Raw genomic sequence first — 22,806 nt, forward strand, 5'->3', positions numbered from 1 at the left:
CCCGTGCCGCACACACCGGGTGTGTGCGGCACGGGATTTCGCGGGCGACCGCGCGCAACGCGGCCGGGTCGGTGCGGGCGGGTCGGTGCGGCCGGGTCAGCGCCGCTGGGTCAGCGCGTGCCCACCGCCGCGCGGACCGCCCTGCGGGCCATGCCCGCGTCGTCGTGCAGGCGGCGCAGCAGCAGGCGCTGCTCCTCGCCCGAGGACAGGGCGCCCGCCGGCAGCGCCTGGGTCGGCGTGGCCGCCAGCATCGAGCGCTGCACGGCCGTCTCCGACATCCGGATCTCCCGGGTCAGCACCAGCATCAGGTTGACCAGGAACGCGTCCCGGGCGGCCGGGCCGGCCGCCTGCGCCAGGCGGCTGATCTGGGCCCGTGCGGCCGGGGCGTCGCCCAGTACCGTCCACAGGGTGGCCAGGTCGTAGCCCGGCCGGTACCAGCCCGCGTGCTCCCAGTCGAGGAGGACGGGACCCGTCGGGGACAGCAGCAGGTTCGACAGCAGCAGGTCGCCGTGGTTGAACTGCCAGGGGTTGCCCGACATCTTCACGCCGTGCAGCAGCTTCTGCAGATCGCCGAAGTCACGGTCGGTCAGCAGGCCCAGCTGGTAGTCCCGGGCGATCCGCCGGTCGTAGTCCAGCGGCCGCCCGAACAACTCGTCGGCGGGCCGCCAGCCGTTCACCTGGCGCACGGCTCCGAGTGCCGCCCGCAGGTCGGCCCGCGGCGGGGCCTCCACCGGATGCCGCTGGAGCGCGGCGACCCGGCCGGCCATCCGCTCGACGATCAGTACGCAGTTCTCCGGATCGGCGGCGATCAGCCGCGGCACCCGGACCTGCGGGCGGTGCCGGACGAACGTCCGGTACGTCGCTATTTCGTGCCGGTACCGCTCGCGCCACTCGGGCGAGTGATCCAGTAAAACCTTCGCGACGGCCGTCATCCGTCCGGTGGTTCCCACCAGCAGGACCGACCGGCCGCTGCGGCGCAGTACCTGGACCGGCGCGAACTCCGGACAGATGCGCTGCACGGAGGCGAGCGCGGTGCGCAACTGCGCCCCCTGGGGCCCCGACAGGTCGATTCTTCCGCTGAGCGGCTGCGATCCGATACCCGGCATCCGCCGCGCCCGAACGGCGCCCGGCGCCAGGGCCGCGGAGCGGCCGGGTTCGAGGTAGGGGCCGCCGCCCGCGGGGAGCGTGCGGTGCGGCCGGACCGGGGCGGACACGGAGGACGTTGATACGTACATGGCGTTACGGATCCCTTCGTGCGCCGACGAGTTGCGTACGCCGCCCCGCCGGATCCCCTGCATCGCCCTGGGGAGTTCCGCCGGTGACCGGGTCGGGGAGGCGCATTCCTACCTGACACCCGGGCGTGGGTGGCGGACCACATTGCGTGCCCTGGCGAACCCTGGCGAATAGTCGCTCGGCATCTGACGGGGGGTTACTGTCAACTCAGCCGAGAACCTGGGGGCTTGAAGTGAGCAAAGGTCCAAACACCCGTCTGAACGACCTGTTCGGCCTGGCCGGCTGGTCGAAGGGCGAACTGGCGAGGATGGTCAACCGGCAGGCGGCCTCGATGGGGCACCACCAGCTGGCCACCGACACCTCGCGGGTGCGGCGCTGGATCGACATGGGGGAGACCCCTCGCGAGCCGGTGCCCACGGTACTGGCAGCACTGTTCACCGAGCGGCTCGGTCGTGTCGTGACCATCGAGGACCTCGGGTTCGTACGACAACGGCGCACCGCCAAACAGCAGCCGGACGGGGAGCAGGAGAACCCCGACGGAATGCCCTGGGCGCCCGAACGCACAGCCGCGGTCCTCACCGAATTCACGGGAATGGACCTCATGCTCAACCGTCGCGGTCTGATGAGCGCGGGTGCCGCGCTCACCGCCGGCTCAGCCCTCAGCAACGCCATGCACGACTGGCTCCACACCGACCCCGCCCGCGCGAAGGACGTGCAGCGCCACGGCGACGCCTTCCAGGCCGACTCCGCGGGCTACGACCGCTACGAGGCCGCGCCCATCGGCTCCCAGGAGATCGAGGCCCTGGAGCGTTCGGTGGAGGTCTTCCGCGCCTGGGACGCCTCCAGAGGCGGCGGCCTCCAGCGCAAGGCCGTGGTCGGGCAGCTCAACGAGGTGGGCGGCATGCTCGCGTACCACCACCCCGATCACCTCCAGCGCAGGCTGTGGGGGGTGGCGGCCAACCTGGCGGTCCTGGCGGGCTGGATGTCCCACGACGTGGGCCTGGAGCCCACCGCGCAGAAGTACTTCGTCATCGCCGCGCACGCGGCCCGGGAGGGCGGCGACCGGCCGCGCGCGGGCGAGGCGCTCTCCCGCGCGGCCCGTCAGATGGTCCACCTGGGCAAGCCGAACGAGGCCCTGGACCTGATGAAGCTGGCGCAGTCCGGCTCCGGCGAGCAGACCCTGCCCCGGACCCGCGCCATGCTCCACACCATCGAGGCCTGGGCGCAGGCCGCGCTCGGCAAGGGGCAGGCCATGCGCCGTACCCTGGGCGAGGCCGAGGACCTGTTCGTGTCCACCTCGGGAGACGTGCCGCCGCCTTCCTGGATGCAGCACTTCGACGAGGCCGATCTGCACGGCATGCAGGCACTGGCCTTCCGTACCCTCGCCGACCACGACCCCTCGGCGGCGACCATCGCGCAGCAGCACGCGAAGGAGGCCCTGCGACTGCGGAGCGCGGGCCACGAGCGCTCGAAGATCTTCGACTACATCTCGATGGCTTCCGCCTGCTTCATCGCCGACGACCCGGAACAGGCCGACCGCTACGCCCGCCTGGCGCTGGTCTCGATGAACGAGACCTCTTCGCACCGGACGTGGGACCGGCTGCGCGAGATGTACCGGCTGAGCGGCCACTACTCGGGATTCGCCGGCATCGAGGAGCTCCGCGAGGAGATCAAGCTGGCCCTCCCGAACAGCCCCGTGGCACGGTCGGTCTGAGTGGGACGGTCGGTCCGAGTGTCACGGCCGGTCCGAGTGGCACGGCCGGTCCGGGACCGGTGGCCTCCGGGGTCCGAGGACGAGAAAGGCCGCGCCTTCCGGCGCGGCCTCCAGTCCCGTGAACCGCCCGCTACGAGCCGATCCGGGCCACCAGCACGCAGGCGTCGTCCTCGCGCTCGCCCTCGCCGAACTCCCCGATCACCAGGCGCACACAGTCCTGCGCGGACCGGGCGGCGGAGAAGTGCGGTGCCAGCGCCAGCAGCCGTTCGGTCCCGTCGGCCTTGCTGAACTCGATGCTGCGCGGGGTCAGTCCGTCGGTGTGCAGGACGAGGACGTCGCCCACCTCCAGCCGTTCCTCGGCCTGGCCGTACGCGGCTCCGGAGGTCGCTCCCAGCAGGACGCCCTCGGGGGGCAGCAGTGAACGGCCCTGGCCGCGCCGGAACAGCAGCGGGGCGGGGTGGCCGGCCTGCGCCCAGGAGAGCACCCGGCGCGCGGGATCGTAGCGGCAGCACACGGCGGATCCGAGCGCGGGCTGTACGGAGGTCTCCAGGAGCTGGTTCAGCCAGCCCATCAGCGGGCCCGGTTCGATGCCCGCCATGGCCATCCCGCGGAGGGCGCCGAGCATCATCGCCATGCCGGAGGTCGCGGTCACCCCGTGCCCGGTGAGGTCACCCACCGTCAGCATCGAGTTCCCGTCGGGGAGTTCGAGCGCGTCGTACCAGTCGCCGCCGATGAGAGCGCTGGTCGCGGAGGGCAGGTAGTGCGCCGCCACGTCCAGGGCCCTGGTGTTGTCGTGCGGGAACCGCAGGGAGCCGCGCCACGGGGGGAGCACGGCTTCCTGCAGCTCGACCGCCAGCCGGCGCTCGGTCTGCGCGATCTCCTGCCGGCGCTGCAGCGAGTCCCGGGACTCGCGCTCCGCCCGCTGGCTCCGGCGCAGTTCACTCACGTCCCGCAGCACGGCCCACATGGAGGCCGTGCAGCCGTCGGAGTCGAGTACCGGCTCGCCCCTCATGTGCAGCGTCCGGACCCGGCCGTCGGCCCGGACGATGCGGAACTCGCCGTCGATCGGCTTGCCGTCCACCAGACAGGCCGTCACCATCGCCGTCAGCAGCGGCTGGTCCTCGGAGAACAGGGTGGATCCCAGTTCGTCGAGGGGCAGCGCGCCGGCCTCGGGGGAGCGGCCGAAGATCTGGAAGAGTTCGTCGGACCAACTGACCTCGTCGGTCAGCAGGTTCCACTCGGCACTGCCGACCCTGGTCTGCTGGGCCTCGGCCCCCGTTTCCGGGGCGGCCTGCGGCAGTGCGGCGGACTCCGGCGCGGTGGGCGGCATCCCTTCCTTGAGCTGGCCGAGGTGCGCGCGGAGGTCGTCGAGGTGGTGGACGGCGAGATCGCACAGCGCGCGCTGCCAGCGGCCCTGAGCGTCGTCGTCGTCGACCACGGTGTCGCGGCGGACGGCGTCGACTTCTCCGCGGAGCTGCCGGGTCTGCGAGATCAGCGCGTCCACCGACCCTGGCTCGGGGGGTTGCGCGGGGCGGTCCGCGTACAAGTGGGACGGCATCTGAACTCCGATACAGGCGCGGCACGGCCAAGTCTGAGGAGGGACCGGTTCTGAAGGAAGGGGCCGGTAACGACTGTTGCACAGCCGGCGACGGCCTGTAAGGCGTTTGGCAACATCCGCGGAGGACTTGCACGAGGCATATGCCTGAGGCCTTCCGGCCCTCCTGGAGCGTGCGAACGAATCCGGTCAGCCCGTGTCGACGGGCCGGAGGCGGGGGCCCGCCCGCCCTTGCCGTTCCCGGGTCGTCGCTCCGCGATCCGCACCGGGCGGATCGCTCCGGACGCGTGGCCAGCCCGGGCGCGTCCGGTGTGCACGGTGTGCCGCGGCCGGGCTCCTGCCCACGTCCGTCCCTGTCCGCCCGCGGCCGGAAACCGGCCGTGCGGACGGAGGTGGTCGATCGTACGGCCGAGGTGTACGAGGCCCGCCCGCTGCCGAACCGGCGAAAGACACCGCAGAACCCGGATCAACACGACCGGCCCGGTACCCCCGAACGAAGGACCCCGCGCTGCGGCCGGCCGCCCATGCGGTGCGATCACCGCCCCCGGTGACGGTATGTCCGGTATTCCGCCCGGGATGTGATCCAGACTTCCCCCGGCACCCCCGAATGGCTACTCTACGTGCCGGTAACGAGCCGGGGAGGCTCGCTGAGGCGGGCCGCGCGCAGGGTGGGGACACACGACATGACCGGGCACAGCCATGCGCCGACCGACGGACAGAGCCATGCGCCGACCGGCGGGCAGAGCCGGCGGTCCTTCCTCACCTATCTGATCGCCGCGCCGACCCTCGCCCTCGTCACGCGCGCCGGAGCCGACCTCGTCGCCCCGCAGCCCGCGCACGCCGTGATCCCGACGCTGCCCGCCATCGCCGATCTGGTGGACCTCGGCGACCTGTTCATCCTGGCCGGCGCCCCCACCTCGGCCCTGCTCGCGCTCGTCGTGGAGGCCGACGGAGCCATCCGCTTCCGGCTGCCCCGCGAGGAGGTCGGCCAGGGGCTCACCACCGCCGTGGCGATGCTCGTCGCCGAGGAACTGGACGCCCCGCTGGCCGCCGTACGGATCGAACTGGACGACGCGCGCCCCGAGCTGCTCTTCAACCAGCTCACCGGATCCTCCAACTCCATCCGCTCCCTCTACGGTCCGGTCCGCCAGTGCGCCGCCACCGCCCGGGCCCGGCTGGTAGCGGCCGCCGCCGTGCGCTGGAGCCTCCCGGCATCGACCCTGACCACGGCGAACGGCGCCGTCCGTGCCCCCGACGGCCGCACCGCCGCCTACGGCTCCCTCGCCGCGGCCGCCGCCGACCCCACCCTGATCGTCCTCGGCGCCACCCCCAAGCCGGCGGCGAAGCACGCCCTGGTCGGCAAGCCCACCAGCCGGATCGACGCCCGCGCCATGGTCACCGGGGCCCAGCGCTACACCCTCGACCTGGACGTGCCCGGGGCCAAGCCCTGCGTGGTCCGCCGACCGCCCACGCTCGGCGGCAGCGTCCGCTCCGTCGCCAACCTCGCCGCCGTCCGGGCCATGCCCGGCGTCCTGCACGTGGTCACCATCGCCACCGGGGTCGCCGTCGTCGCCGAGACCTTCGGCCAGGCCCTCGACGCCAAGGCCGCCCTCCAGGTCACCTGGGGCCCGGGCCCGGCCGACCAGCTCTCGGACGCAGCCGTCCGTACGAAGCTGCGCGCCGCCACCCCGCCGCTGCTCGTGCCGCCGCTGCTCACCCCGCACGTGGACGCCGAGTTCGACTTCGCCTTCGTCAGCCACGCCCCGATGGAGACCAACTCGGCGGTCGCCGACGTGCGCGAGGACCGGGCCGAGATCTGGTCCGGGCTCAAGTCGCCGATCGTGGCCCGCGAAACGATCGCCGCCGACCTCGGCCTGCCCCTCGACAAGGTCACCGTCCACGTGGTGCAGGCGGGCGGCTCCTTCGGCCGCCGGCTGTTCTTCGACGCGGCCCTGGAAGCGGCCCGGATCTCCAAGGTCTGCCGCCGCCCGGTGCGGCTGATGTGGACCCGGGTGGACGACACCCGGCACGGCCGGATGCGTCCCGCCACCCACCACAAGATCCGGGCGACGCACCTGCTGGGCGAGGTGCTCAGCTTCGAGCACCGGGTCGCCGCCGCGGAGACCGACTTCCGGCACGGACTCGGCGAGATCATCACCGCCACCGCCGCCAGCCTCCCGCTCGGCATCGGCAACGCCACCCTCGCGCAGACCCTGTTCCTGACCACGATCAAGTCCCCGTACCACTTCGGGCTCACCACCCAGGCGCTCACCGAGGTCCCGACCGGGGTCCCCACCGGGTCCTGGCGGTCGGTGTACTCGGCGAACACCCGGGGGGCCGAGGAGATCGTGGTGGACGAGCTGGCCGCCGCGACGGGCCGGGACCCGTACCAGTTCCGCCGGACCTTCCTGAAGACGGCCGCGCAGCGCGCCGTGCTCGACAAGGCGGCCACCGAAGGCGGCTGGGGGCGGGCCATGCCGGCCGGCTGCGCCCAGGGCATCGCCTTCCACGAGGAGTACAAGTCCCGGACGGCCTGCCTGGTCGAGATCGACACCAGGGATCCCGAGCACGTCCGCGTCACGAAGGCGGTCATCGCCGTCGACGTGGGCCTGCCCGTCAATCCGCGCGGTCTGGAGGCGCAGATGATCGGCGGCCTGACCGACGCGATCTCCACCACGCTGAAGGCCGGCCTGCACCTGGACAAGGGGCTCCCGCTGGAAGGCAGTTACAGCCAGTTCCACTGGGCGCAGCAGCGCGACACCCCGAAGGACGTACGCGTCTTCGTGCTCCCGGCGACCGGAACCGAGCCCGGCGGCGCGGGCGAGCTGGGCCTGCCCGCCGCCGTGGGCGCGATCGCCAACGCCTACGCCCGGGCCACCGGCACCAAGCCGCGCAGCTTCCCCCTCGACTTCGACGTCGACTTCACCCCCTACCCCCGCTAGTCCAGGAGCCGAGCCGTGCCCTCGCACACCTTCACCGTCAACGGGCAGAGCGTCACCGTGGACGCGCCCGACGATCTGCCCCTGCTGTGGGTGCTCCGCGACATGCTGAACGTGCGCGGCCCCAAATACGGCTGCGGAGTGGACGTCTGCAAGGCCTGTACCAGCCACCTCGACGGGGTGGACGTCCGCCCGTGCGTGGTGCCGGTCTCCGCCTGCGCGGGGAAGACGGTGACCACGATCGAGGGACTGGCCGACGGCGAGGACCTGCACCCGGTGCAGGAGGCCTGGCTCGAACAGGACGTCGCCCAGTGCGGCTTCTGCCAGCCCGGCCAGATCATGGCGGCCGTCGCCCTGCTGAAGCGTACGAGCACGCCCACGGACGAGGACATCGACGCGATCGCCAACATCTGCCGCTGCGGAACGTACTTCCGCATCCGGGAGGCCATCCGGAGCGCGGCGGCGAAGATGTAGGCGGTTCACCCCGTGACACAGGGCCTATATGGGATGAATCGCCACAGTTTTGGCTGATCATGCCTGAATGAGGCGTATCAATGCGAAACGTGTGCTGGTCGGCGAACCGCTCGACACCGCGCGTCTGGGCGAGACCCTGCTGCCCAAACGGCTCGCGCTCCCGATCTTCTGCAGCGACCCCCTCTCCTCCGTGGCCTACGCCACCGAGGAGATCCTGCTGATCCTCGCCCTCGGCGGGGTCGCGCTGCTCCACCTCGCCTGGTACGCGGCCGCCGCCATCGTGTTCCTGCTCGTGGTCGTCGTCGCCTCCTACCGGCAGACCTGCTACGCCTACCCGGGCGGCGGCGGCGCCTACATCGTCAGCTCCAAGAACCTCGGCCAGACCGCCGCCCTCACCGCCGCCAGCGCCCTGCTCGTCGACTACGTCATGACGGTCGCCGTCTCCGTGGTCTCCGGGGTCTCCGCCATCACCTCGGCGATCCCCTCCCTCTCCGACCACGAAGTCCCCCTGTCGGTGGCTTTCGTGGTGCTGCTGACCCTCATGAACCTGCGCGGGGTACGGGAATCGGGCCGGGTCTTCGCCGTCCCCACCTACGGCTTCGTCCTCGTCATCTACCTGATGTTCGCGGTGGCCGCCTACCGGCTCGCCACCGGCGACACGATCCGCGCCGAATCCGCCGAGCTGCCGATCACCGCCGAGGGCAACTACGCCGGCCTCGCGGTGGTGCTCCTCGCGCTGCGGGCCTTCGCCTCCGGCTGCACCGCGCTCACGGGCGTCGAGGCCATCAGCAACGGCGTCCCCGCCTTCCAGAAGCCCAAGAGCAAGAACGCGGCCACCACCCTCGCCGCGATGGGCGCGCTCGCCGTCACCATGTTCGCCGGGATCACCTACCTCGCCATGACCTACCAGGTGCACGTGGCGGCGGAGCCGACCGAGCTGGGCCTGGCCCCCGGAACCCCGATGTCCACCGCGCTCGCACAGATCGGCAGAGCCACCTTCGGCGACTGGCACGTCCTCTTCTACCTGCTCCAGGCCGTCACGGCCGGGGTCCTGATCCTCGCCGCGAACACCGCCTTCAACGGCTTCCCGATGCTCGCCTCGATCCTGGCCAAGGACCGGTACGTACCGCGCCAGCTCTTCAACCGCGGCGACCGGCTCGTCTACTCCAACGGCGTCGTCCTGCTGGCGCTCGCCGCCATCGGCCTGATCGTCGCCTTCGACGCCCAGCTGACCCGCCTCATCCAGCTCTACATCATCGGCGTCTTCGTCTCCTTCACCCTCTCCCAGGCGGGCATGGTCAAGCACTGGAAGCAGGAGCTCGCCTCCCCGGAGACGCGCAAGGAGGAACGGATCCACATCCACCGCCGGCTCGCCATCAACGCGGTCGGCGCCGTCATGACCTCCGTGGTCCTCGTCATCGTCCTCATCACCAAGTTCACCCACGGCGCCTGGCTGGTCGTCATCGCCATGCCCGTGCTCTTCCTCGGGATGAAGGGCGTGCGCCGCCACTACGACACCGTGGCCCGGGAAGTCGCCGTCGCCCCCGGGGTCAAACCCCGCAAGCCCGCCCGCCATCACGTCGTCGTCCTCGTCGCCGCCGTCCACGCGCCGACCCTCAAGGCCCTCGGCTTCGCGATGGGGCTGCGCCCCGACACCCTGACGGCCCTCTCGGTGGCCGCCGACGAGGAGGACGCGAACCGGCTGCGCGAGGCCTGGGCGGACCACGACCCGGGCATCCCGCTCAAGGTGCTGCACTCCCCGTACCGCGAGGTGGTCGGTCCCGTGCTGGCCTACGTGCAGGAACAGGCGGCCGCCGAGGGCACGGACATGCTCTCCGTGGTCATCCCCGAGTACGTGGTCGGGCACTGGTGGGAACAGCCCCTGCACAACCAGAACGCGCTGCGCCTCAAGGCGCGCCTGCTGTTCACGCCCGGGGTCGCGGTGATCGACGTGCCGTACCTGCTGGAGTCCGCGAGACCTGCGGAGGAGGGAGCTGCGGGGACGGGGGACCCGCAGGAACAGGCGGGGACCCGGCCGGGCGCTGGGTGACCGCCGCGTGCGCCAGCGCCAGCTCCACGACGTGGGCGGGATCGGCCAACGAGCGACCGGTCAGCTGCTCCAGGCGGCGCAGCCGGTTGGAGACGGTGTTGCGGTGGCAGTACAGCCGCTGGGCGGCGTACGTGGTCGAGCCCCGGCAGGACAGCCAGGTGCCCAGGGTGGTCAGCAGCACCCTGCGGTCCTCCGCGGCCAGGGCCAGGACCGGACCCAGCACCACCTGACGCAGCCGGCCCGCGAGCTCGGGCTCGGCCGCGACCAGTGCCGCCGGGAGCCGCTCGTCCAGCAGGGCGGTGTGCGGACCGTCGGCCCCCGGCGCCGCGCGCAGCGCGAGGACGGCCAGCCGGCGGGCCCCGGCCAGCTCGCCCGGCGTCTCCACCACCGGGCTCACCCCGGCCCGTAAGCCGAGGGGCGCCAGCAGATCGGTCACGGAGGCGAGCGGCAGCCCGCCCAGCTCCACCAGGCCGGTCTCGCCGTCGGCGCGGATCCGCCACAGCACGCGCGGGGCGCCCGCCGGGGCCGCCCACGCACCGTCCCCGGGATCGAGGACCACCACGGCGAACCGGCCGCGCTCCGGCAGCCCGAGCCGCCGCGCCGCCTCGGCGGACCGGCCCGCCGGACCGCCGCCCTCGAACAGGGCGTCGAGCAGGGCGCCCCGCAGCTCCCGCTCGCGGTCGCCGCGTACGGCCTCGGTCCGGCGGTAGGACTCGGCCGCCGCGTCCGCCATCCGGTCGACCACGTCCCACAGCGTGGGCGCCCCGGGCAGCAGCCGGGGCAGCGCCGCCCGGTCGTGGGCGGCGACGGCCTCGGTCAGGACCTGCCACAGCAGCCTGCCGCAGAGCCGGTGGACGCGCAGCAGGGAGTCGAGCGGCAGCCCCTGCCGGGCGCGGAGCTCGCCGTCGGCGCGGGCCGCGCCGAGGTCGGGAGGCAGGCCGCGGGCCGCACGCAGCAGGCCGTCGACGGTCTGGCGGAGCAGGTGGTGGACCCGCTCGCGCAGGGCGGCCCGGCCGAGCAGGGCGACGTAGACGGCGCAGGCCGGATCATCGGCCGGCGACCGGTCGGCGAGCCGCTCGGCGGCCACGGCGATCCGGCGGTCCAGGTCCTCGCGTATCTCCCCGATGATCCGCTCCATGACCGGCAGGGTGGCACGTCGGAGGGGGCGCTGGGGAGGGCCCCGACGAGGCGGTGTCCGCTAGCGTGTCCGAAGCACTGCACGTGCAGTGCATATGCGGCGGTCATACCGGCAGCCGCGTCCACACCGTCAGGGACCCACCCATGCGCCAGAACCCCGAGCGCCGCGCCGCGCTGCTCGACGCCGCCATCGAAGTCCTCGCCCGCGAGGGCTCACGGGGGCTGACCCTGCGCGCCGTGGACGCGGAGGCCGGGGTGCCGACCGGCACCGCCTCCAACTACTTCGCCCACCGCGCCCAGCTCCTCGTGCAGATCCTGCACCGCACCCGCGAGCGGCTGACCCCCGATCCGGCGGACCTGACGGGCCCCTTCGACACGAAGGTGCTGCTGGGTCGGCTCCTGGAGCGCATGCGCCGCGAGCGCAGCGTCCACACCGCGATGCTGGAACTGCGCCTGGAGGCCACCCGGCGGCCCGAACTCCAGGAGGCACTGGCCGGATTCCAGGGCGCCGAACTGGAGGCGAACATCGCCTGGCACATGGAGGCGGGACTGCCGGGGGACCGGCAGGGCGTGGTCCTGATCTACCTGGCCATGCTCGGGCTGATCGTCGACGACCTGACCGCGCCCGGACTGCTGGACCCCCACGATGTGGAGGGGCTCATCGGCACGATGGTCGAGCGCCTCCTCCCGGAAGGCCCCGCCGACTGACTATCGTGCCGGTAGGGCCGGTTCCGGCAGGACCGGCGCCACCGGCAGGACCGGCTCGCATCGCAGGGATCGCGGGAGGAACCGTGGCAATGGCGGACATCACGAGGCAGGGCGCGGGCGACGGCGCCCGCGGCTGCGACGACGGCATCCAGTGGCTGGCGGACTGGAGCGCCTGGTACGTCGGCCTCACCTTCGCCCGGGGCATCGGCCCCGAGGAACTGGCCGCCCGGCTCGGCGCCCTGCCGGACCTGCGCCCCGGGCCGCTCGGAGCCATCGACGCCTGGAGCATGGTCACCGAGACGGTGGACGGGGACGGGGTGGCCCGGGTCGGAAGCTGGGGCGGCTGGTCCTTCGCCGTGGAACACGGAGTGCCCGCCGGGGCGCAGCGCCTCGCGGAGGTCTCCCGCTCCGGGGTCGAGGCCGTGTACCTCGACCCGCAGCCCGATCACCCGCCCAAGCAGTTCGCGTACGCCCGGGACGGCGAGCTGGTCTGCTGCTTCGGCATCGGCGAGGAGCACTGGCGCGGCGGCCACCGGCCCGACTTCCTCCTGCCCGAGCTGGTCGAGGCCAAGATCCTCACCCCCGACGGCTGCTACGCCCGCCCCGATGACGAACCGTACGAGGAACGCGACCGCCTCACCCTCGCCGTACTGGAACACCGCTTCGCGCTGTCCCTTCCCCGCCGCCTCGTCGAGGAGACCCCGCTCCCGGCCTTCGTGACCTGCACGCAGTAGGGGTACGCGCCTTCAGCCGGCGTGGTCCCGGATCACCCGGCGGGCCAGCAGGGCACGGGCCGGAGCCAGTTCGGCCGCGACCACCTGCGCCCGGGGTCCGTCGCAGACGACCAGCGCGGGCTGCGGGTCGCCCGAAGCCAGGCAGCGCCGGCGCAGGTGGGTCGGCGGGTGGGTGTCGTCGACACTGTGCCCGCGCCGGGCCGAGACCCGGCGCAGCCGCTCGTACTCGCTCTCGGGGACGGAGCCGATCCGCGCGGCCAGCCGTTCCCACAGCTCCCGCTCGGCGGCCTCGCGCTCCTCGCGGCCCCCCGCGCCGCCGCCGGCCCGCGCCGCGGCCATCGACTCGCGCCGCAGGTGCGCCTCGACGCCGTCGACGAGCAGACCCCGGTCCAGCAGCGCGACGGCCGCCCCGCTGGAACCGGCACGGGCCGAACCGGTGTCGGCCAGGTACTCCGCACGCTGCGAAGCGCGCATGGTCAGGCCGTCGAGCAGGTGTAGCAGTCCGTACACCGTCCAGCGCGGCAGGAACGTCAAGGCGTTCAGGAACCAGTCCACGATGCTGTCGTGGTTCACCGTGCGCAGGACGGCGTGCCATTCGGCGAGGGACCGCAGGGCCCCGTGCATCAGGAACGAGGAGCGGACGTCCCCGTTCGCGAAGTGACCGAGCTCGTGTCCCAGCAGGGCCACCCGCTCCTGAGGCGCGAGGATCTCCCACAGCCCGAGGCCGAGGAACATCACCCGCCGGCCGCGGTAGCCGTAGGTGCGGACCCCGGCGTTGACGGAGGCGTCCACCACCACCGCGTGCACCCCCGTCGTCCCGACGGCGGCCCCCACCTCGTCGATCAGCCCGAAGAGCCCGGGAGCGTCCGCCCGGTACAGCACCGCCGGTCCGCTCGGGGCCCGCCCCGGCCGCGGCAGCAGCACCGCCACGGCCACCAGGAGCAGAACACCGAGCACCGGCTGGATGCCGGTGTGCCATCCGCCGATGATCAGCACGGCCGCGGCGAAGCAGAGGCCCACGGTGACCCCGTGCACCAGCAGGGCGAGCCCGAAAGCCAGAACGGTCGACCGGTCCGGCCCGCCCCGGCCGCCGCCGGCGCCCTGCTCGATCTCCTGCGCCAACTGCTCCCCGTGCCGACTGGCCAGGCGCCGCCGGACCTGTGCGAGGCGGCCCCGCTCCGGGTCCGGGGCGCCCGGGTCCACGTTCCAGTCGCAGGCCGCGCACCAGGTGACGTACCACGGGTGCACGGTGACCTCGGTCCCGCACTCCGGGCACGGCCGTACCTCCGGGGCGTCCGTCGCCCCGACGCTCTGCCTCACGGTTTCCACGTTCGCCGATCCCCTCCCCGCCGCGGACCTGCTGTGATCCGCGGTCCGCGCAGGATAGAGGGGCCCGGACCGGGCTCCGTGGCCGCCCGGGGATGGACGGTTTTGGTCGGGGAGCGTGCGGCTTGTGACACTACGGGGGTGAACGCGACCGACTTGTTCCACCAGACGCTGCGCGAGCGGATCGCCCCGGCGCTCCGCGATGCGGGTTTCACCGGCACGGGGCTGGAGTACCGGCTCCGCGCCGCCGAACCCGACCACGCGCTGCTCGGCTTCCAGCGGAGCGCTTCGTCCGGGGCCGCCGAGTGCAGGTTCACCGTCAACCTGCGCGCGGTCCCGTACGAGGAACACGAGGCCCTGCGGCGGATGCGGCCGGCCCTCGGGACCCGGCTCAGTGCCAACCGCGTCGGCCCCGTCGGCTGGCACGCCAGGATCGGGCGTCTGCTCGGCCATCCGCACGACCACTGGTGGAGCATCACCGACGAGCGCACCGCCGCCCGCGTCGCGGACGAGGTCACGGACGTGGTGCTGCGCCACGCCGTCCCCGCCCTCTGGGGCGAGGTGACCGACCGGCCCCCGCTGCCGGGGCCCGTGGTGGATCCGGTGCCCGACTGCCTGGACCCGGTGTGCCTGCGCGTGGACAGCGGTCCGTTCCCCGTCGCGAGCGCAGTGGCCCCCCTGCCCGTGGACCTGGAGGGCGCCCTCGTCCTGGAGACGGGAGAGCGGCGCCGGGCCTCGCCCTTCCTCACCGTCCACGACGAGCTGACTGACTCGGAAGCCCGCATCGTCATCGACGCCCCCTGGCGGCTGGAGCAGCCGCTCTTCGGCTCGGTCCGGGTCGGCATCGCCGCCGACGGCGACGTCCGCGTCTCCGCCAGCCCGGGCAGCATGCTCCCCGGCCATCCGCTGGCGCTCCTCGGTGAACTGGCCCTGTGCCGGATCAACACGGCCGAGGTCGCCGGCAACGGCTCCCTGCGGCTCACCTTCGAACGGGGCACCCCGCGCGAGGCCTGCCTCACCGTCTCCGGCGCCCCGCACGCGCTGACCGTCGGCGCGCCCTGGCACATCGAAGGCTGGACACCGGCCCGCATCTGAGGGCCCGGTCCGGGAACTGATCTTATGCTCAGGTTTACGCGAGTCCGCTGGTTTTGAGGCCGGTGAGCGACTTTGATGGGTTTGCCAGGCCTCGTACCGGAGCAGGGGGACCATTCATGGGTAGCGAGCACAGCCCGAAGGACAGCGCGGACACCACCGACAACGCAGACACCGCCGACAGCACCGACAGCACACCCGCCACCGCACCCACCCTCATCGGTTCCGTGCAGCGGGCCTTGCGGCTCGTGGAGGCGATGTACGCGGAGGGCGGGGCGACCGCCAAGCGCCTGTCCCGGCTCACCGGAATCCCGTTGCCCACCGTGTACCACCTGCTGCGCACCCTCAGCCACGAGGGCTACGTCCAGCGCGAGGGCGGGGCCTTCCGGCTCTCGGAACATCTGCCGCTCGCCTCCTGACGGCGGCGCAATGATCAAAAGTGGTGGCGTTCCGGCCAAGCTGTCACGTGCCATCGCGCATGTTCCAGCGGAAAATGCCAGAACGCCCTTTCGCAGTGTGGAAGTTGAGTAAGTTCCCTCCTGTCGCGCCGCACGACCGTGCACCTCGCACGGTCCGGCCGGGAGGGGAGTCCGCGTGCCCGGGATCGACGAATGCCTGCTCGAAGCAATGGCCCTGCCTGGTGCCAGGGGGGCCGCGCTGGTCGATTGGAGCAGCGGCCTGGCCCTCGGCACCATCGGGGAATCACCGGTGGGAGACCACGAGACCACCGCGGCCGAGACCGCCGAGCTGGCCCGGGCGGCCGTCGAGTACGAGTCCTTCGCCCCGGACGGAACCGAGGCGCAGGACGGCGCCGGGCCGCCCGTGGAGGACCTGATCGTCACCACCCGGACCGGCTACCACGTGCTCCGTTTCGTCGAGACCAGCTTCGACAGCAGCGTGTTCCTGCACCTGTGGCTCGACCGGACCGACGGAAACCTCGCCCTCGCCCGGCACAGACTCAGGGCCCTGGCCGAGGAGCTGGTGCTGAAGTGACCGCCGTCGCCACCGTCGCCGTCTCCCCGCTGCTCACCCGGCTCGCCGCCGAGCGGGCGACCGGCGCCCTGTTCCGCGAGCGCGGCACCCTGTTCCTGGAGGACGGCCGCGTGGTGCACGCGGAGAGCCCGGCCACCCCGGGCCTCGACGTCCTGCTCACCACCGGCGGGGGCCTCACCCCCGAGCGCTGGACCGAAGCCGTGAACGAGGCCGGCGCCCGCCGCCAAGTCGCCCGCTTCCTCGTCGACAGCGGCGGGCTCGCAGGCGGCGAACTGGAGATATGCCACCTCGCCGCGATCTTCGACGCCGCCTTCTTCGCCCTCTCCCCGGGCAGCGGTCCCTCCCGCTTCCGGCGCGGGGCCACGCACTGGATCGGCTCCGTCCGCTCCGTACCGGCCGCCGCCGTCGAGCGGGAGACCTGCCGCCGCCGGGAGCTGCTCGACGCGGTCTGGCCCTACCCGCTGCTGGACACCTCCCCGGTCGTGCCCCGGGCCGCCGCCCCCGGGCAGACCGTCACCGCCCGCCAGCGGATCCTGCTCGACCGCGCCGACGGGGTCCGGACACCGGCGGACCTCGCCTGGGTGCTGGGCCGGCCGGCCTTCCACACCCTGCTCGACGTACGACGCCTCGCGGCGGCCGGGCTGGTCGAAACCCCGCACGCGCCGGCGCCCGCCGCCGCGGAGGCGCCGCTGCCCGACTGGATGACGCAGGCGCAGTCCCCGGACGTGGCGTTGCTGCGCCGGTTACGCGACGCACTGGAGGCAAGCCTGTGAGGCTCCCGCTGCGAGCCGCCCAGCGCGGCGACCGTTCCGAGCGGCGGCAGTCCGAAAGGAGAAGGTCCGACATGAGTACGGTGCCCGCCGAAGCCGAGGCCGAGATACTCGCCGAGCTCCGACGGCTGCGGGCCCGCGTCCCGCAGCTGGGCGGGGCCCTCGCCGCGAGCGTCGACGGCCTGGTCCTGGCCCACGACAGCGCCGCCACCGCGGCGGAATCCGTCGCGGCCCTGACCGCCGCGGCCCTGGGAGTGGCCCAGCGGCTGAGCGACTGCACCGGGCAGGGCGGGTTCCGCGAACTGCTCGTGCGCGGAGAGGACGGCTACGTCGCCACCTACGCGGCGGGCGACGCGGCCGTGCTGACCCTGATCGCGGAGCCGCGCGTCAACGTCGGACGGCTCCACCTGGAGGCCCGCCGTTCCAGCCTGCGCATAGCGGAGCTGATCGATCACAGCCTCGGCCGCCGCGGCCCGGCGCCGGGCCCGGCCCCGGGCGCGGGCCCCGGCCAGGGCTCCTGATCCCCTCGACCACGTACATCCGTACCGACCGAAGAAAACCACCAGAACGACCAGGACACGAAAAAGAAAGAGGAACCCCCATGGCCAACGTGGAGACATCGCTCAAGGAAGCCACCACCAGCATCGACGGCGTGCTCGGCGTCGCCCTGGTCGACTGCAGCAGCGGTATGGCCCTCGGCACCGTCGGCGGCGGAAAGGACCTCGACCTCACGGTCGCCGCCGCGGGCAACACCGACGTGGTGCGGGCCAAGCTCCGCACGATGGAGATGCTCGGCCTGAAGGACGAGATCGAGGACATCCTCATCACCCTCGGAACCCAGTACCACCTGATCCGACTGATGAAGGGCCGGGGCTCGGCGGGCCTCTTCCTCTACCTGGCGCTCGACAAGACGCGGGCCAATCTCGCGATGGCCCGGCACCAGCTGAAGAAGATCGAGGCAGAGCTGGAAGTCTGATCCGATGACGGCGAGGTGGCGGGCGGCTGAACTCATTGCCGCCCGCCCCGGCGGCTTCTCACTTATGTCCGAGACGACCGGATTTTATCATCTCGTTACAGAGTAAGATGCTGTAATCGGCTGATCATCAATATTGTTAGTAAGCTGGAGAACTCGCCGCCCATGCCCCCGCGCCTGAGTATCGTCGTCCCCGTCTACAACGTCGAGCTTTACCTCGACGAGTGCCTGGAGTCCATCGCAGCACAGACATTCGACGACTTCGAAGTCGTGCTCGTCGACGACGGTTCCACCGACGGGAGCGCGGCACTCGCCCAGGCGTTCGTCGACCGCGACGACCGCTTCCGGCTGGTCCTCCAGAAGAACGCGGGACTCGGCGCGGCCCGCAACGTGGGCGCCCGCCACATCAGCCCGGGCAGCGAGTACCTGGCCTTCGTCGACAGCGACGACACCATGCCGTCGTACGCGTACCAGCGCATGATCGACGCCCTCGACGAGACCGGCTCCGACTTCGCGGCCGGCAACGTCAAGCGCTTCCGCTCCGTCGGCATGCAGCAGTCCTGGGGCCACCGCGTCGCCTTCGCCGCGACCCGGCTGAAGACCCACATCTCCAAGTTCCCGGCGCTGGTCACCGACCGCACCGCGTGGAACAAGGTCTACCGGCGCAGCTTCTGGGACGAGCACGCCTTCCAGTACCCGGAAGGCATCCTCTACGAGGACGCCCCCGTCTCCATTCCCGCGCACTACTTCGCCAAGAGCGTCGACGTCATCGGCGAGTGCGTCTACCACTGGCGCGTCCGCGAGACCGGCGAGCGCTCCATCACCCAGCGCTCCACCGACCCGGTCTCGGTCATCGACCGCGTGACCTCCGTCCGCCTGGTCCGCGAGGCGCTCCAGAGCAAGCAGGGCGCCGCCTACACCCGCTACCTGCGCGACTACGACCGCAACGTGCTGAGCGAGGAACTCCCGCTCATCTACAAGTACGTTCCCGAGGCCGGCGCCGAGTTCCGTGCCGCCTTCGCCAAGGAGGCCGGCGGCTTGGTCCGGGAGATCGGCCCCGGGCTGTGGCCCGACCTGACGGTCGCCGACCGGCTCAAGGCCTACCTCGCCGCGGAGGGCCGGATCGAGGAGTTCGTGGCCCTCGTCCAGCACCAGCGGGACTTCACCTACAGCGTGCCGGTCAAGGGACTGGCCCGCCCGCAGGCCGACTACCCGTTCCTCAAGGCACCGGTACCCGCCAAGGTCCTCACCCTCGGCCCGCGCGAACGCCGCGTCGTCAGCCGCGTCGAGCAGGCCCACTGGGCCGACGGCAAGCTGCTGCTGCGCGGCTACGCCCTCCCCGGACACCTGGGCGCCGAGAGCCGCCTCGGCTCGCGCAAGATGCTGGTCTTCCGCGAGAACGGCAAGCGCCGCCGGACCGTCGTCACCACCCGTACGGTCGCCTCCCCGATGGCCACCGTGAACTCCCCGCACCTCGCCCTGCGCCACGCCGACTGGGCCGGTTTCACCGCCGTGATCGACCCCACCGCCTTCCAGACGGGCGGGAAGTGGAACGAAGGCGTGTGGAGCACCTCCGTCGCCGTCACCGGCGCCGGCGGACTGCACCGCGCCCGGCTCAAGGGCGGCGAGCACGACAGCGGACAGAACCCGCCCGCCCACTGGGTCGCCCCGGACGTGCGGATCGTCCCCAGCACCACCGGGACCTTCAGCGTCCAGGTCGAGATCGTCCGCGCCCGCGCCCTGGACGTCCGCCCGGCCGGTGACGACGCCGTCGAGGTGGCCGGCGAGCTCGCCGCCGAAGTCGGCGCCGGAGCCGCCCTGCGCGCCGTGCACGTCTCCACCCGCACCGCGCTCACCTTCCCGCTGGAGACCGCCCCCGCCGTCACCGGCGGCCGGATCCCCTTCACCGTGCGCGTGCCGCTGGCCGATCTGGCCGCAGTCCCGGACGCCCCGGTCGTGCCCGGCGAGTGGACCCCGGAGCCGTGGAGCCTGTCCGTGACCGGCGCCGACGGCGCCGAGCACCGGCTGGCGCACGACGAGCGCGCCGGCTTCGCCGGACTGGTCCTCGCGCTGCCCGGGGAGGAGCCCGGCCGGGCCCTCTTCGCCAAGCGCGGCACCACCGGACACCTGACCTTCTCGGTCCAGGTCTCCCCGCCGCTGGTCGACACCGTCGAGGCCAAGGACGGCGCGCTCACGCTCCGGGGCCGGTTCGTCGCCCCCCTGGACGAGCCCTACGAGCTGGTCCTGCACGACCCGACCGGCCTGGAGTTCAGCTACCCCGTCACCCGCGACGGCGACACCTTCGAAGCCTCCTTCGAGCCGGTGCTCCCCGAGAGCCGGGCCGGCCGCACCCCGCTGCCGCAGGGCCGCTGGTGGCCCACGCTGCGCCCGGTCTCCCAGGGCGGGGCCACCGCCGGCCTGCTCGGCGTCGACCGCGGCGCCCCGCTGCAGTTCGCCCCGACCGCCCTGCACGCGGGACCCCACGCCGTCACGGCCCGGGACCGCCGGATAAGGGTCGAATCCCGCCTCTACGACCGCGTGGCGCTGATCGCCGATCCGATGATCAGCCCGCACGACCGCTCGCGCTACGCGCAGCGGATCGCGCGCGACGTGACGTACCCGGCGCAGAGCGCCCTCCCGGTCAAGGACGTCGTGGTCTACGACGCCTTCCAGGGGCACGGCGGCGGAGACTCGCCGCGCGCCATCCACGAGGAACTGCTGCGCCGCGACGAGAAGCTGGAGCACGTCTGGCTGGTGCGCGACGGCCGGGCCGAGGTCCCGGAGACCGCCCGCGCGGTCCAGTACGACAGCCTCGAGTCCTGGGACGTGCTCGCGCGGGCCCGGTACTACGTGGTCAACGACAGCGTGCCGCGCGCCTTCCGCCGGCGTCCCGGCCAGACCGTCGTGCAGACGTGGCACGGTACGCCGCTGAAGCAGATCGGCCACGACTTCATGCACGACTACTACACCAGCCCCGAGGTGCTGGACGCGCTGGAGCACGACAGTGCGCAGTGGTCGCTGCTCGCCTCCCCGGGCTCGTACGCCACCCCGGTCCTGAAGCGGGCGCTCGGCTACGGCGGCGAGGTCATCGAGTCCGGCAGCCCGCGCACGGACGCGCTGGTGCGGCCCGACGCGGAGCGGATCGCGGAGGTCCGCCGGCGGCTCGGCCTGCCGGAGGGCAAGAAGGTCGTGCTGTACATGCCCACGTGGCGGGAGAACCGCCTGGGCTGGACGGTCACCTCCGGCTACAAGCTCGACCTGCAGATCGACCTGGACGCGGCCCGCCGTGAGCTCGGCGAGGACCACGTCCTGCTGATCCGCGGCCACCACAAGGTCACCGAGCAGCTGCGCGAAGGCGTCCGCGACGGGTTCGTCGTCGACGTGTCGCGCTGGCCCGACGCCACCGACCTGCTGCTCGTCGCCGACGTGCTGATCTCGGACTACTCCTCCGCGATCTTCGACTTCGCGCACACCGACCGGCCGGTCCTGCTCTTCGCGTACGACCTGGAGCACTACCGGGACACGCTGCGCGGGTTCACCTTCGACCTGGAGAAGAAGGCCCCGGGCCCGCTCCTGCGGGATTCGGCGAGCCTGATCGAGGCCGTGCGGAACGTGGACGCGGTGGGTGCGCAGTACGCGCAGGCGCGTGCGGCGTTCCGCGAGGAGTTCTGCGACCTGGACGACGGCCAGGCGGCCCGCCGGATCGTCGACCGCATGCTCGAGATGTAACCCGCAGGAGTGCATTCCAGACTGGATACGGACCGGTCCCGGCCCCACCGATGAGTTTCGGGGCCGGGACCGGTCTGTATGTGCGGGACGGATTCCCCCACCCGCACACTCTGGAGGCAGTCATGGCGAGCAACCCCTTCACCACGTGTCTGTGGTTCGACGGCGCGGCGGAGGCCGCCGCCGACTACTACCTGTCGGTCTTCAAGGACGGCAAGCGCGGCCGCGTCGGCCTCTACCCCGAGGGGAGCCCCGGCGTCGCGGGCGAGGTCATGGTCGTCGAGTTCGAGATCAACGGCCAGAGGTTCGTCGGCCTCAACGGCGGCCCGCAGTTCCCCTTCACCGAGGCCGTCTCCTTCCAGATCCACTGCGCCGACGACGCCGAGGCCGACTACTACTACGAGGCGCTGACCGGCGACGGCGGCCAGGAATCCGCCTGCGGGTGGGTCAAGGACAAGTTCGGGCTGTCCTGGCAGGTCATCCCGGCCGGGGCCATCGAGCTGATCTCCGACCCCGACCCGGGGCGGGCCGCGCGGGCCACGGCCGCGATGATGAAGATGAAGAAGCTCGACGTGGCGGAGATGCGGCGGGCGGCCGACGCCGGCTGAGGCGTCAGAGGAGCATGTCCTCCGAGGCGATCCGCGCCAGCAGGGCGGGCAGAGCCGTCCCGATGGGCTCGCGGATCACCTCGTCGGCGAGGGGGTCGTACGGGGTCTCCTCCGCGTTCACGATGATCAGGCGGGCCCCCGCCTCCGCGGCCATCCCGGCCAGCGAGGCCGCGGGCTGCACCTGGAGCGTCGAGCCCACGGCCACGAAGACCTGGCACCCCTTGGCGACCGCCACGGCCCGGGCCAGCACCTCGGGGTCCAGCCGTTCCCCGAACATCACGGTCGCCGCCTTCAGGATCCCGCCGCACGCCAGGCAGGCGGGATCCGACTCCCCGGCGGCGATCCGGGCCAGCGCCTCGTCCATGTCGGTACGGGCACGACAGGCCGTGCACACCACGGCCCGCGCCGTGCCGTGCAGTTCGAACACCTTCCGCGCGGAGGTCCCGGCGAGCTGGTGCAGCCCGTCCACGTTCTGCGTGATCACCCGCAGCGGGATCCCGGCACGCTCCAGATCGGCGACGGCCAGGTGCGCGGCGTTCGGCCGTGCCCCCAAGGCCCCGATCTCGGCGCGCATCAGCCAGGACCGGCGCCGGATCTCCGGATCGGCCATGTAGGAGTCATAGGTCACGAGCTTCTCGGCGTCGGGCTCCCGACGCCACAACCCCTGCGGCCCCCGGTAGTCGGGAATCCCCGAATCGGTGGACATCCCGGCCCCACTGAACACTGCGACGAGCGGCTTTCCCATGGGGCCGACTCTAGGCAGCCCGGGCGGTG

18 protein-coding genes and 1 pseudogene are annotated in these 22,806 nt (G+C 72.6%); 14 read left to right on the plus strand and 5 right to left on the minus strand.

What is annotated here, in order from left to right:
* Positions 1–110: 110 nt before the first annotated feature.
* A complete protein-coding gene (locus ACFRU2_RS07180; protein ID WP_382968685.1) occupies positions 111–1,235 on the minus strand; it encodes a phosphotransferase in 1,125 nt (374 codons plus the stop codon).
* Between the two features lie 230 nt (positions 1,236–1,465).
* Here ACFRU2_RS07180 and ACFRU2_RS07185 point away from each other — a divergent pair, with 230 nt between their 5' ends.
* Complete coding sequence (locus ACFRU2_RS07185; protein ID WP_382968688.1) at positions 1,466–2,947, plus strand: hypothetical protein; 1,482 nt, start codon at positions 1,466–1,468, stop codon at positions 2,945–2,947.
* A gap of 130 nt (positions 2,948–3,077) precedes the next feature.
* On the opposite strand, the gene ACFRU2_RS07190 is transcribed toward ACFRU2_RS07185, so the two are convergent.
* Entirely contained in the window at positions 3,078–4,505 is a 1,428-nt protein-coding gene (locus ACFRU2_RS07190; RefSeq protein ID WP_382968690.1) for a PP2C family protein-serine/threonine phosphatase, read from the minus strand.
* A 680-nt stretch (positions 4,506–5,185) separates the two neighbouring features.
* Between ACFRU2_RS07190 and ACFRU2_RS07195 the strand changes: the two genes are divergently transcribed.
* The 3 genes from ACFRU2_RS07195 (at position 5,186) to ACFRU2_RS07205 (ending at position 9,965) form a co-directional block, all read left to right on the plus strand.
* On the plus strand, positions 5,186–7,444 hold the full coding sequence (locus ACFRU2_RS07195) for a molybdopterin cofactor-binding domain-containing protein (protein ID WP_382968693.1): 2,259 nt from the start codon (positions 5,186–5,188) through the stop codon (positions 7,442–7,444).
* 15 nt (positions 7,445–7,459) lie between these two features.
* The gene (locus tag ACFRU2_RS07200) at positions 7,460–7,915 is read left to right on the plus strand and encodes a (2Fe-2S)-binding protein (RefSeq protein ID WP_243341230.1); all 456 of its coding nucleotides are present in this window, start codon (positions 7,460–7,462) and stop codon (positions 7,913–7,915) included.
* Positions 7,916–7,982: 67 nt separating this feature from the next.
* A complete protein-coding gene (locus ACFRU2_RS07205) occupies positions 7,983–9,965 on the plus strand; it encodes an APC family permease (RefSeq protein ID WP_382968696.1) in 1,983 nt (660 codons plus the stop codon).
* A gap of 19 nt (positions 9,966–9,984) precedes the next feature.
* On the opposite strand, the pseudogene ACFRU2_RS07210 reads toward ACFRU2_RS07205, so the two are convergent.
* Positions 9,985–11,103: pseudogene (locus ACFRU2_RS07210) on the minus strand (PucR family transcriptional regulator); the annotation flags it as partial.
* A 143-nt stretch (positions 11,104–11,246) separates the two neighbouring features.
* Here ACFRU2_RS07210 and ACFRU2_RS07215 point away from each other — a divergent pair.
* On the plus strand, positions 11,247–11,810 hold the full coding sequence (locus ACFRU2_RS07215) for a TetR/AcrR family transcriptional regulator (protein WP_382968699.1): 564 nt from the start codon (positions 11,247–11,249) through the stop codon (positions 11,808–11,810).
* 89 nt (positions 11,811–11,899) lie between these two features.
* Positions 11,900–12,544 (plus strand): DUF6461 domain-containing protein, encoded by a 645-nt coding sequence (locus ACFRU2_RS07220; protein ID WP_382968701.1) that lies wholly within the window; start codon positions 11,900–11,902, stop codon positions 12,542–12,544.
* Between the two features lie 12 nt (positions 12,545–12,556).
* Here the strand turns inward: ACFRU2_RS07220 and ACFRU2_RS07225 are convergent, their stop codons facing one another.
* Positions 12,557–13,864, minus strand: coding sequence for a M48 family metallopeptidase (locus tag ACFRU2_RS07225; protein WP_382968704.1), 1,308 nt, complete (start codon positions 13,862–13,864; stop codon positions 12,557–12,559).
* A 147-nt stretch (positions 13,865–14,011) separates the two neighbouring features.
* Between ACFRU2_RS07225 and ACFRU2_RS07230 the strand changes: the two genes are divergently transcribed.
* From ACFRU2_RS07230 to ACFRU2_RS07265, 8 genes are all read left to right on the plus strand, one after another.
* Complete coding sequence (locus ACFRU2_RS07230; RefSeq protein WP_382968706.1) at positions 14,012–14,965, plus strand: DUF4304 domain-containing protein; 954 nt, start codon at positions 14,012–14,014, stop codon at positions 14,963–14,965.
* 116 nt (positions 14,966–15,081) lie between these two features.
* A complete protein-coding gene (locus ACFRU2_RS07235; RefSeq protein ID WP_382968709.1) occupies positions 15,082–15,381 on the plus strand; it encodes a helix-turn-helix domain-containing protein in 300 nt (99 codons plus the stop codon).
* A gap of 175 nt (positions 15,382–15,556) precedes the next feature.
* The gene (locus tag ACFRU2_RS07240; RefSeq protein ID WP_382968712.1) at positions 15,557–15,955 is read left to right on the plus strand and encodes a hypothetical protein; all 399 of its coding nucleotides are present in this window, start codon (positions 15,557–15,559) and stop codon (positions 15,953–15,955) included.
* The gene (locus ACFRU2_RS07245) at positions 15,952–16,728 is read left to right on the plus strand and encodes a transcriptional regulator (RefSeq protein WP_382968715.1); all 777 of its coding nucleotides are present in this window, start codon (positions 15,952–15,954) and stop codon (positions 16,726–16,728) included. Before ACFRU2_RS07240 ends, ACFRU2_RS07245 begins: the two co-directional genes overlap by 4 nt.
* A gap of 71 nt (positions 16,729–16,799) precedes the next feature.
* A complete protein-coding gene (locus ACFRU2_RS07250; RefSeq protein WP_382968717.1) occupies positions 16,800–17,246 on the plus strand; it encodes a roadblock/LC7 domain-containing protein in 447 nt (148 codons plus the stop codon).
* An 80-nt stretch (positions 17,247–17,326) separates the two neighbouring features.
* Entirely contained in the window at positions 17,327–17,701 is a 375-nt protein-coding gene (locus tag ACFRU2_RS07255) for a hypothetical protein (protein WP_382968720.1), read from the plus strand.
* A 162-nt stretch (positions 17,702–17,863) separates the two neighbouring features.
* Positions 17,864–21,427, plus strand: a complete 3,564-nt coding sequence (locus tag ACFRU2_RS07260; protein ID WP_382968723.1) for a CDP-glycerol glycerophosphotransferase family protein — start codon at positions 17,864–17,866, stop codon at positions 21,425–21,427.
* A gap of 122 nt (positions 21,428–21,549) precedes the next feature.
* On the plus strand, positions 21,550–22,032 hold the full coding sequence (locus tag ACFRU2_RS07265; RefSeq protein WP_250739239.1) for a VOC family protein: 483 nt from the start codon (positions 21,550–21,552) through the stop codon (positions 22,030–22,032).
* Between the two features lie 4 nt (positions 22,033–22,036).
* On the opposite strand, the gene ACFRU2_RS07270 is transcribed toward ACFRU2_RS07265, so the two are convergent.
* The gene (locus ACFRU2_RS07270; protein WP_382968726.1) at positions 22,037–22,777 is read right to left on the minus strand and encodes an NAD-dependent deacetylase; all 741 of its coding nucleotides are present in this window, start codon (positions 22,775–22,777) and stop codon (positions 22,037–22,039) included.
* Positions 22,778–22,806 lie beyond the last annotated feature (29 nt).

The organism is Streptomyces sp. NPDC056883 (assembly GCF_042788835.1).
GTDB classification, from domain to species: Bacteria; Actinomycetota; Actinomycetes; order Streptomycetales; family Streptomycetaceae; genus Streptomyces; species Streptomyces stoeckheimensis.